At 57.8% G+C, this 10,324-nt stretch carries 9 protein-coding genes and 2 tRNA genes; 5 read left to right on the top strand and 6 right to left on the bottom strand.

What is annotated here, in order from left to right; translation table 11 throughout:
- Positions 1 to 152: 152 nt before the first annotated feature.
- On the top strand, positions 153 to 1,337 hold the full coding sequence (locus tag ADB02_RS05135) for an IS256-like element IS3503 family transposase (protein WP_011018353.1): 1,185 nt from the start codon (positions 153 to 155) through the stop codon (positions 1,335 to 1,337).
- A 113-nt stretch (positions 1,338 to 1,450) separates the two neighbouring features.
- Here the strand turns inward: ADB02_RS05135 and ADB02_RS05130 are convergent.
- Positions 1,451 to 1,523: transfer RNA gene (locus ADB02_RS05130), tRNA-Lys, on the bottom strand.
- A gap of 652 nt (positions 1,524 to 2,175) precedes the next feature.
- On the opposite strand from ADB02_RS05130, the gene ADB02_RS05125 reads away from it, so the two are divergent.
- Positions 2,176 to 3,345 carry a L,D-transpeptidase gene (locus ADB02_RS05125; protein WP_049172917.1) on the top strand — a complete coding sequence of 390 codons (1,170 nt, stop codon included), beginning with the start codon at positions 2,176 to 2,178 and terminating at the stop codon, positions 3,343 to 3,345.
- 53 nt (positions 3,346 to 3,398) lie between these two features.
- Here the strand turns inward: ADB02_RS05125 and ADB02_RS05120 are convergent, their stop codons facing one another.
- Both ADB02_RS05120 and ADB02_RS05115 read right to left on the bottom strand, forming a co-directional pair.
- Entirely contained in the window at positions 3,399 to 4,082 is a 684-nt protein-coding gene (locus ADB02_RS05120; protein ID WP_080969579.1) for a LuxR C-terminal-related transcriptional regulator, read from the bottom strand.
- Positions 4,083 to 4,143: 61 nt separating this feature from the next.
- Entirely contained in the window at positions 4,144 to 5,349 is a 1,206-nt protein-coding gene (locus ADB02_RS05115) for a sensor histidine kinase (protein ID WP_065421715.1), read from the bottom strand.
- 149 nt (positions 5,350 to 5,498) lie between these two features.
- On the opposite strand from ADB02_RS05115, the gene ADB02_RS05110 reads away from it, so the two are divergent.
- Together ADB02_RS05110 and ADB02_RS05105 are read left to right on the top strand one after the other, a co-directional pair.
- Entirely contained in the window at positions 5,499 to 6,515 is a 1,017-nt protein-coding gene (locus ADB02_RS05110) for an FtsX-like permease family protein (RefSeq protein ID WP_049189884.1), read from the top strand.
- 102 nt (positions 6,516 to 6,617) lie between these two features.
- On the top strand, positions 6,618 to 7,412 hold the full coding sequence (locus ADB02_RS05105; RefSeq protein ID WP_049172923.1) for an ABC transporter ATP-binding protein: 795 nt from the start codon (positions 6,618 to 6,620) through the stop codon (positions 7,410 to 7,412).
- 105 nt (positions 7,413 to 7,517) lie between these two features.
- Here the strand turns inward: ADB02_RS05105 and ADB02_RS05100 are convergent.
- Positions 7,518 to 7,593: transfer RNA gene (locus tag ADB02_RS05100), tRNA-His, on the bottom strand.
- Between the two features lie 142 nt (positions 7,594 to 7,735).
- Positions 7,736 to 8,389, bottom strand: a complete 654-nt coding sequence (orn, locus tag ADB02_RS05095; protein ID WP_049189882.1) for an oligoribonuclease — start codon at positions 8,387 to 8,389, stop codon at positions 7,736 to 7,738.
- 281 nt (positions 8,390 to 8,670) lie between these two features.
- Between orn and ADB02_RS05090 the strand changes: the two genes are divergently transcribed.
- Positions 8,671 to 9,315 (top strand): TetR/AcrR family transcriptional regulator, encoded by a 645-nt coding sequence (locus ADB02_RS05090; RefSeq protein WP_016422282.1) that lies wholly within the window; start codon positions 8,671 to 8,673, stop codon positions 9,313 to 9,315.
- 146 nt (positions 9,316 to 9,461) lie between these two features.
- Here ADB02_RS05090 and ADB02_RS05085 read toward each other — a convergent pair whose 3' ends face one another.
- Positions 9,462 to 10,271, bottom strand: coding sequence for a tyrosine-type recombinase/integrase (locus ADB02_RS05085; RefSeq protein WP_049189880.1), 810 nt, complete (start codon positions 10,269 to 10,271; stop codon positions 9,462 to 9,464).
- Between the last annotated feature and the right edge of the window lie 53 nt (positions 10,272 to 10,324).

The raw sequence follows: 10,324 nt of genomic DNA, 5'->3' as shown, positions 1-10,324 counted from the left end.
GGGTTAAGTAAAGAAAAGTGTGTCCGCATGCCACCATAACCCCAGACCACACACCACAAATCACCAAAGAATAGCTCCCCGAAAGCTATTACCCACACCATCCCGCACCTCCGGCCACATTTGTGCTAACCGCACACCGGTTGGATTAAAGGATGACCACCAACCGCCCCAGCTGCCCACTATGCGGCAACAACACAAAGAAAAACGGCACCACCAGCAAATCAACCACCCGTTGGCGCTGCACCCACTGCGGACACTCCTTTACCCGCAACACCCAAACCCACAACAAAAACACCGCCACCATGGCTTTGTTCATCCAATGGGCCACCGGCACCCAATCTCTAACCACCTTCGCCGCACACCATGGCGTAACCAGGCAAACCATGCACCACCGATTCCGATGGTGCTGGTGGATCATCCCCACACCCACCATCGACTCATTCCGCATCCATGACCAAATCTTCCTCGACGCGACCTATCTAAAGTCCGGATGCCTCCTGATCGCAGCCAGTAAAACCCACGTCATCAACTGGACCTGGGCCAGACACGAAACCACCGCCGCCTACACCGAACTCCTACGCCCCATTGCCGCACCACTAATCGCAGTCACAGACGGCGGACAAGGTGCCCAATCAGCCATCCACCACTGCTGGCCAACAACACGCATCCAACGCTGCCTCGTCCACGCCCAACGAACAGTCCGCCGCCACACCACCAGCAACCCCCGCACCGATGCCGGCAAAACCCTCTACCGCCTAGCCCTGAAACTCACTCGCATCACCGACCTTGACCAAGCATCCACATGGGTCGCCCACCTGCACGAATTCGACCACACCTACCGGGAATGGATGAACGAGAAAACCACCATCAAAGACCCTGCTACCGGCGCCTACACCAAGGTCTACACCCACCAACGCGTCCGAGCGGCCTATCAATCATTGCTATCTCTGCACCGCAGAGACCTGCTGTTTACCTACCTGCAACCCCCACCAACAACCATCGACCCCGACAACCTTGCAGCAACAACAAACAGCCTCGAAGGTGGCATCAACGCCCCCATAAAAGAACTAGCCCGCAGACACCGCGGACTATCACTACCGCATCAACGCACAGTGATGGATTGGTGGCTGTATCTACATACAGAAGTCCCTGACGATCCGGTCAAGATCGCCAGGGACCAACGATGGGGTCAAGACGCACTTTCCACAGCAACAGACCTGATCACCCACAACACCACAGCCACTACCAATGACATCGGTGCACCAGCAGAATACGACACCGCCATCGACACCAGCTACCAACACAACCTCGGCATCCAAAAAGGCTGGATCAAATAACCGCAACACGCCCGGAAAAGACACACTTTTCTTTACTTAACCCCAAGTTGGCGCCTACGCTTGTTATGCACAAAAAGACCGGGAGGGTATTTCTACCTTCCCGGTCTGTATTGTGCGCCATCAGGGACTCGAACCCCGAACCCGCTGATTAAGAGTCAGCTGCTCTGCCAGTTGAGCTAATGGCGCTTACTGTTTCCTGCTTGGTGCTCTCTGTGTGAGCTCCTCGCCGGCAACGAGAAGATATATAACCAGGTTTCTGATTGTTTGTAAAATCGGCTGGTCAGATGCTGTTTTTGAATTGATGTTTTTGCATGTTTTTTGAAAGGTTTTGCGCAACCGTTTGAAAAAAGTTCAAAAAAAGTTTGGAAATCCTCAAAGTGGGGTAGGGCCTGTATCAATGCCATCGACGTTGGGAGTGTGCATAGATGTCGGAGTTACGTTCGACAGTGTTCAGTAACGTCCGGAAGCGTCCGGTGGCACTTTTGAATAGCGAACTGATTACTTTTCGGTAACGCAGCTTCAAGGGGGCGCTGTTTTCCCAGGTCGGTTGAAGTGCCCCGGTTTTTTGGGGTTGCACAGCAATTTTCCAGAGGGTTAACTGTAGGAACCGTTGGGCTACTTTGCGTGCTGCGCCCTGTGAGGGGTTGATGACTGCGATTGGGCAGTCAATAAGGCTTTTCAGTTAGGGCGAGCGTTTTATCGGTGGCTAGTGCCGCTGCAGGGCAGTCTGACCTTTTTCGAGGGCGCACCAGGGGCTGTAGCAGGACTCCGCTGTGTGTCGCAGTGTGTCCCCGGGACTTACTACTTAATAATTGCACTGTTGGAGTGAAGCACGATCATGCGGCAATCTTTTAAGCGCCTGTCGATGGCGGTGGTGACATTTGCGACCACCATCTCGCTAGCTGCTTGTACCGTCGGCGGAGATAATGCCGAGCAGCAAGAGGCGGAGAAGCCAGACGTTGGTCTTGTCGCCAGTGTGAAGGACGACGCCACCGATGTTTCGGTGGTTGACCCGATTTCGGTTCAGGTGGAAGAGGGACATCGCCTGGACAAGGTTGTTATGACCAACCCTGAGGGCAAAGAGGTCAAGGGCAAGCTCGACTCCAGTGGTACCAAGTGGACCACTGCAGAACCCCTGGGCTACTCAAAGACCTATGAGATTAACGCCACCTCGGGCACAGAAAAGCTGGCTACTTCTTTCACCACCGTCGAGCCGACTTCTCAGGTAAATGGTTACCTGTCCCCGCTGGATGGTTCCACCGTGGGTGTCGGTCAGACTATTGCTGTGAAATTCAGCGCGAGTATTTCGGACCGCAAGGCTGCTGAGGAAGCAATTAAGGTGACCACCGAGCCTAAGGTGGAAGGCGCTTTCTACTGGCTGAATAACAGTGAGGTGCGCTGGCGTCCAAAGGAGTACTGGAAGCCGGGGACCAAGGTTACCGTGAAGTCCGATATTTACGGCACGGATCTTGGTGACGATATGTACGGTGCGGAGTCCGCCGAAACCAGCTTCACTATCGGTGATGAAGTCATTGCTATCGCTGATGACGCGACGAAGACCATGGTCATTAAGAGGAACGGTGAAGTCGTAAACTCCATGCCTATCTCTATGGGGTCGAATGTTCACCCGACTCCGAATGGCCAGTACATCATCGGTGATCGCAACGAGACCATGGTGATGGACTCTCGTACCTACGGCCTGTCTCTGGAAAACGGTGGCTACGTCACGCCGGTTAACTATGCAACGCAGATGTCTTACTCCGGTATCTACGTCCACGGTGCACCGTGGTCAACGTGGGCACAGGGCAGCGTCAACCAGTCTCACGGCTGCATCAACGTCACTGACGCCAACGCTAAGTGGTTCCTGGACAACACTAAGCGCGGTGACATCGTGATTGTGAAGAATACGATTGGTGAGACGCTCTCCGGTGTTGATGGACTCGGTGACTGGAACATCCCGTGGGAGACCTGGAAGAAGGGCAACGCCGACGAGACCAGCTCTTGGTAGTCCATGTCCTCTAAGTGAGGCCATCATTTAAGCCACGCGGGTTAGTCCGTTTCCTAATCACCCAACATTCCCAGCTCCTGCGCCCGAGCAACAGCCGCGGTGCGGGAGCTGACGTCTAGCTTGGTGAAAATATGTACCAGATGCGATTTCACAGTCGCTTCGGTGAGCACCAGCTGTTCTGCAATTTTTCTATTCGACATACCCCGCGCGACCAACTCGAGCACTTCGAGTTCGCGCGGGGTTAGTGCTGTATTGGGGTTGCGCATCCGACCCATCAAGCGCCCGGCCACTTGTGTGTTCAGCACGGTCTCGCCGCGAACGGCACGACGGATACCATCGATGAGCTCCTCCGGAGCGGCATCCTTCAGCAGATAACCAACTGCGCCTGCGGTGACAGCGCCGAGCACATCGGAGTCCGAAGAATAATTGGTCACCACCAACACTTCTGGAGCCTTTGCGCCGCGCCCGGCCAGTGCGCGGATGGCTGCGGTGGCATCAACTCCGCCTGCGCGGGTAGCAGTGCCAGGGGCCTCACCAAAGCGAAGGTCCATGAGTACCAGATCGATGTGGTCGCAAGAGTCGTCGTCAAGCGATGCGCGCACCTTCTCGACCGCCTCGTCACCGCTGGCCGCCTCGCCAACCACGACGATATCCGGCGCCGATTCAACGACTGCGCGAAGACCAGCGCGGACGATGGGGTGATCGTCGGCGATGAGGACTCCGATGGGCTTGGTCACCTGGCTAACTCCTCGGGTGATGTGAATGGTCGTTTCCTACCTGCATACCAGGCGCGGGGCTTTAAGAGGCGAGCTCGTGCGGGATGCTGACGCTGACACCGCAGCCACGCCCCGGTTCCGACTCGATGGTGAAGGTGCCGCCGAGCTTCTCCACGCGTCGGCGCGCGTTGGCGATCCCCACGCTGTCGTCGTTAGTTGGTGCGGTGGGGTCGAAGCCGATGCCGTTGTCGACGCAGTCGAGCAGAACCTCGTCGGGCTGGTAGGTCAGGGTGACACGGCAACGCGTGGCGTGTGCATGCTTGACGACGTTCGCCAAGCTCGCCTGGGCCACCCTGATAATGGTTGCTTCGACGGTGGCCGGCAGCCGCGTGGGTGTGCCGTCGACGCAGAAGCTGACAGCATCGCCCAGCACCGTGGAGGAGCAGACCTTCTCCAACGCACCGGATAGGTCTGCGCCTTCGAGGGGAGCCGGCTGAAGTGCTGCGATGATGCGCCGGGTCTCGGCGAGATTGTCGGCCGCAACCTTGCGGGCGAGCTGTAGCGAATCCACCGAGGTCTGGTCATGCTGAGTGGGAGCACTTTTCATGCGGGACTCCACCGAATGCAGCAGCAGCTGGATGGAGGAAAGCCCCTGCGCCACGGTGTCATGAATATCGGCTGCGAGGCGTGCGCGTTCGTCCAGCTCACCGGCACGACGGGACAGTGCTTCCGAGTGGGCGCGGGCAGCTGAGAGCTCCTCCAGCGCCTTGGTCTTTTCGATAGTCTCCTTCTGCAGGAGCCGGAACCCCAGCCCCACCGTGAGTACAAACGTCCCACCCAGAATGGGGCCGAGGACACCACCAAATGTCAGCGGAGTATGGATAGCGATGGCGCCAATTGCCGTCGCCGTTGTCGCCGCCACCATGATTACGGCCATAAGGCCGCCGGTTACCTGCAAAATTACGAAAAACAGTGGGAAAACCAGGAACGAGGCGTCCAGCGTTGCAAACGCCAACGCCGCCCAGCACAGCAGCAGAATCACAAGCCAGCCCAACAGCAGGCCACGCGGCTTAGTCAGCGCGACCTCGTTGGCTACGTTGCCATGCCGAGCCTGCCCAATCGGCCCAATGGAACCTGCAATGTACACCGCTAGAAAGCACGCCGCATAGGTGATGATTCGCCACTGCGGATCCGGAACCACGCATACCGCCAGCAGCACCAGCACCAAAACATCCAGGGCAAACCGCAGTAATTGCCAGCTGCGATTCAGGGTCTCAGGAGTATCCACGCTCTCGAGCTTAGGGCAGTTCCACCTGCCAAAACACCGCTGACAAGCCGGAATTGTCAACATCAACCGAAAGTTGGAGACGAAGTTCAACCTCCCTGGCGATTAAATCCGCCTTTGAATCCACGACCATAATGAGTATGTACCAGTCAATGAAAGAACTTCGAGCCGCTCCAGGCCGTGCCGCACTGATCACCATCACCGTCGGCATGATTGCTGTGATGGTCACGTTCCTCTCGGCTTTGGCTGCCGGACTGTCAGCCCAGTCCGTCTCCGCACTTGACGAGGTCTACGGCAAAAACGACGCCGTCGTCATCTCGGAGGGGGCTACGTCGCTGTCGTCGTCAAGCATCGGCGAGACGGCGCGAAAGAGCGTCCAGACGTGGGCGAACGATAACAACGCCACCATCCGCGATGTCTACGTCAGTCGTGCGCGCGTCGATGAAACGCCCGTCACCGTCATCTCCGACTTTTCGCTTAACGACGACCAGGTGGCCGTCACCGACGGTGTCAGTGAAACCGCCATTGCGGAAGGTGACTCGCTGACCCTGTCTGGCGCGATGGGCGAGCACGAGACCACCGTTGCGCGCGTGGCGGGGGATAAGTGGTTGGACCACCAAGCGGTCATTTATGCCGGGCGCGGTGTGATGGAAGACCTGACACCGGGGCAGATGGTGCCGGCGGCGATGGTTGTCGACGAGTCTGCGACGCAGCTGCCGAATGTCCCGGAAGGAACAATTCTGCGCGACGGCGAGCGCAATAACCTGTCGGCTTCCTATCAGGGCGAGCAGACCTCGCTGAACGCGATGACCTCGATGCTGTATGTGATTTCTGCGCTGGTGGTAGGCGCGTTCTTCACAGTGTGGACTGTTCAACGACTGCGTGGTGTGGCCATTTCCTCGGCGCTCGGTGCGTCCCGCTCCGTGCTGGTGGCTGACTCTCTGGCGCAGGTCCTGGCCGTGCTGGCAATCGGAGTCGGCGGCGGTGTTGCGGTGACTGCAGCGGCGGGCTGGGCTCTGCAGAGCGGCGACGTCATGCCAATTGTGGTCGATGCTTCCACGACCGTCGTGCCGGGGCTCATTCTGGCCGTGACCGGCGTAGTTGGTGCGCTGCTGGCACTGGTGCCGGTATTCCGCGTCGATCCGACCACCGCATTGGCGAATGCGTAGTGGCTCGTTAGTACGGCCTAGCACGGCGGCTTCCCACAGAACACTCACATCGCGTTAATCATGCACAACCTGCAACTGAGGAATTGAGGAATTGAGGACAAAATGACTACCTACATCGACAACCAGGCTCCCGTGGCACTCGCTCTAAAGAACATCTCGCTGACCGTCCAAGATGGCGACAACAAACGCACCATTTTGGATGACATCTCGCTGAAGATCCGGGCAGGCGAGGTAGTGGGACTGGTCGGACCATCGGGTTCCGGCAAGTCGACTCTGTTGACCATCGCAGGTTGTTTGAAGAGTGCCGATACCGGACATGTCACGCTGTACTCCAACAAACAGGACGCGAACGGTGCAGGCGCGGACGAGAGTGCGGAAAGGAAGGCCATTGATTTGAGCGCTCGCGGCGCGGATGCTGCCAAGATTCGTCGCGAACACATCGGTATTGTTTTCCAGCAGCCGAATCTTCTGCCAGCGCTGACGGTTAAGCAGCAGCTCATCGCAATGCGGCGACTGGGCCGTGTTTTCGGGTGGCCCGCGGGTGGCCGTCGTGAAGCGGAGAAGCGCGCGGATGAGCTGCTAGAGGCAGTCGGACTGGCTGGGCTGGGAGAACGTCGCGTGAGCCAGCTTTCCGGTGGTCAGCAGGCGCGCGTCAATGTTGCGCGCGCACTGATGAATGAGCCGGAAGTGCTGCTAGTCGACGAACCGACCGCGGCTTTGGATCAGAAGAGTGCAGGGGCGGTGACGCGACTGATTATGGATGTGACGCGGAAGATGGGTGTGGCCACCCTGTACATCACCCACGACCTGGGGCAGCTCCACGGTGCCGACCGAATCGTGGAGATGGTTGACGGCAAGCTGCAGTCCGCGGATGCAGGCTTGGTGGCTACTCGGTAGTGACTATGGGGGGGGGACTTAGCAGCAAAAAGGCCCACCCCGGCGACGCGCCGGGCGGAAACACAAAAACCCTCGGCCCGGAAAAACCTGGCCGAGGGTTCTACTTGGGGTGACTGACGGGACTCGAACCCGCGACACCCAGGATCACAACCTGGTGCTCTACCAACTGAACTACAGTCACCATTACCGCATTAAAGGAGCTGTATTCTCAGCTCATCTCTGCAGCGAACTATATGGTAGCCCACAGTGGGCTGGAAACAAAAACAGCAGGTCAACCCGGATAAATTTGGGAAAGGGTGGGGTTTGGGTCGTCGTAAAGCGAGCTAGCCGCGAATCTCACCGTACTTTTCCGTCGATTCCTTGCTTGCGGCAGAAATAGCGTCGCCTTCGGGGCCGGGGTGGGGCAGAAGCATGGCGCGGCGGTAGTAGTCCAGCTCGCGGATCGACTCCTTGATATCTGCAAGAGCTCGGTGAGCGAGACCCTTTTCTGGAGCGCCCTTGAGGACCTGGGGGTACCAGCGGCGGGCAAGTTCCTTGAAGGAAGAGACATCAATCATGCGGTAGTGCAGGTGCTGGTCGAGCTCTGGCATGTAGCGGTGGATGAACTTGCGGTCGGAGGCAATCGAGTTGCCTGCCAGTGGGGCGGTGCGCGGCTCGGGAACCCACTGACGGATGTAGTCCAAAACAGCCTGTTCGGCGTCGGCGACATTAGTCTTGCTGTCGCGAATCTCCTGATCCAGGCCGGACTTCGCATGCATCTTGGTGACGAAATCATCCATCTGCGCCAATTCGGTCTCGGACGCGTGCACGACGATGTCCACGCCTTCCCCGAGGACGTTGAGGTTGGCATCGGTGACGAGAGCCGCGATTTCGACAATGACGTGGCGCTCGGGTTCGAGGCCCGTCATCTCACAGTCAATCCACACGATGCGGTCGAGCTCAGGGGAGAGCTTGAGATCGGGATCGGGCTGAGCCATGATTTCACCTTTCGCTGAGATTCGGCATGATTCGGCAGTGCGCCTCATTTTGTGCCCGGACTGGGCTGTGGGCACACGCTGACTACGCCCAGCTTAGCGATGTGGATTGTGCTGTGGTCGGGCGTGTGGATTGCCGTGTGGTTTGTGGAGCGAATTGTGGGGGAAACGAAATTAACTGGAACGAAAGATCTTAGAATTGGGCAACGGGGCATGAACTAAATCGACCTATTTGCCTGATAAAATTACTTCTGAGTTCGGATTCCAACGGGAGAAATAGTTACATGGATGAGACGAGGCGTGTTGGCGACGCTGCTCAAAGCACCACCGCGGCACAGAAACCATCCGTCGATGATGTCATCATTGCCGCTGCGCGCGAAAGCGTAATGACTGTGGGCTTGCGTAGGACTTCGATTGCAGAAATTGCTCGCAAGGCAGGAGTTTCGCGTCCGACCGTATATCGTCGATACGCTGACATTGGTGAGCTTCTGGGGGAAGTGACCAACCGCGAAATCCTGCACATGCTTGAGGGGCTCCGCTATGTCCCTGGCGATTCGCGCGCTCGCATGTTGCTGCGTATTCGAATCGTCGTTCAACGCATCATCGAAAGTGACTTTTTCCCTGGCCTGGTCAAGACAGATCCCGACCGTGTCTTAGAAGCGCTCACTGGAGAGATGAGCGATACACAGCTGGAAATTGTGGAGAAATTCATTCTCCCCGGTGTCCGTCACGGGCAGGAAGACGGCACTATTCGCGAGCACGATCCATATCTGCTGGCGCGCAACATTTACCGTCTGATTCAGACGATGGTGCTGGTGTGGCGCCCGGATGGCAAGGACGCGACGCTAGACAAGGAATCTGTCGAAGAGGTCGTCGACATGGTTGACCGCTACTTGCGCCCGGATCCTGCGGATAACAAGAAGAACTAAGAAGTAAAAACCCGCCTGCATCTGGTATAAAACCAGTTCAGGCGGGTTATTTTTGCGCCCCCAGAAGGATTCGAACCCACCCATGAAGACGCTATGAACAGCAGAAACGCATGCAAAAACCGGGAAACCGCTGCATTTCCGCTGCATTAAATCACGCCACGCAGCTGCTCATCCATCACGTCCGCCACCGCATCCAAATCACCATCAAACAAATCCGCGTAGGTATCAAGAGTCATTACCGCACTCGCATGCCCCAACTGCGACTGCACAACCTTCACCGACGCACCAGATCCCACCATCAATCCTGCCGCCACATGCCGCAGACCATGCGGCGTCACATACGGAAACCCCTTATTCGCCTTCATTACGCGTTCAAGGTTCCCGTAGTACCAATCCGGCTTCGAAGGTGTCGGAAGTGGCCCACCATTGCCTGCCGGCCACAACAGCGCATCCGGCAGCTTATCCTTCAGCAGTGGCTCGAGCATCCGCATGACCTTCTTCGGCACTGCCACCGTGCGCTGCTCGTGTGTTTTCGGCGTGCCGATAATGACTCTGCTGCCGACGGTGACAGCGTTCCGTTCCACGTGTACACGGCCGCGCAGAACGTTAACGTCACGGACTCGTAGCGCTGCGGCTTCGCCCCACCGCAGCCCGGTGATAGCGAGCAGCCAGATGAGCTCAGGGCGCTTAGAATCCTTGGCTAGGGTCTTGACCTGCTCGGCGGTCAAGTACACCTTTTTCGCCTTCGGTTTGCGGGGTAGACGCACACCGCGCGCCGGGTTGGAAGCCAGCACCTCGTCACCAACAGCGACATCGAGAACCTGCGCGAGACAAGCGTGCGCCTTCCTTACCGTCGACGCGCCAGCGCTGAACTCGGCCAGCCAGGCTTGCACATCAGAGCGTTTAATCCGGCCAATCCGCCACCCACCCCAGTACGGCTCCACATGCAGCGGCATCCTGGGGCGTTCCCTGAATTGGTGTCGGGTCGAGCGCCCCTATCATTATTTTT

The organism is Corynebacterium sp. 212_CJEI (genome assembly GCF_001055915.1).
Lineage (GTDB): Bacteria > Actinomycetota > Actinomycetes > Mycobacteriales > Mycobacteriaceae > Corynebacterium > Corynebacterium jeikeium_D.
This window is presented reverse-complemented; position numbering and strand designations above follow the sequence as displayed.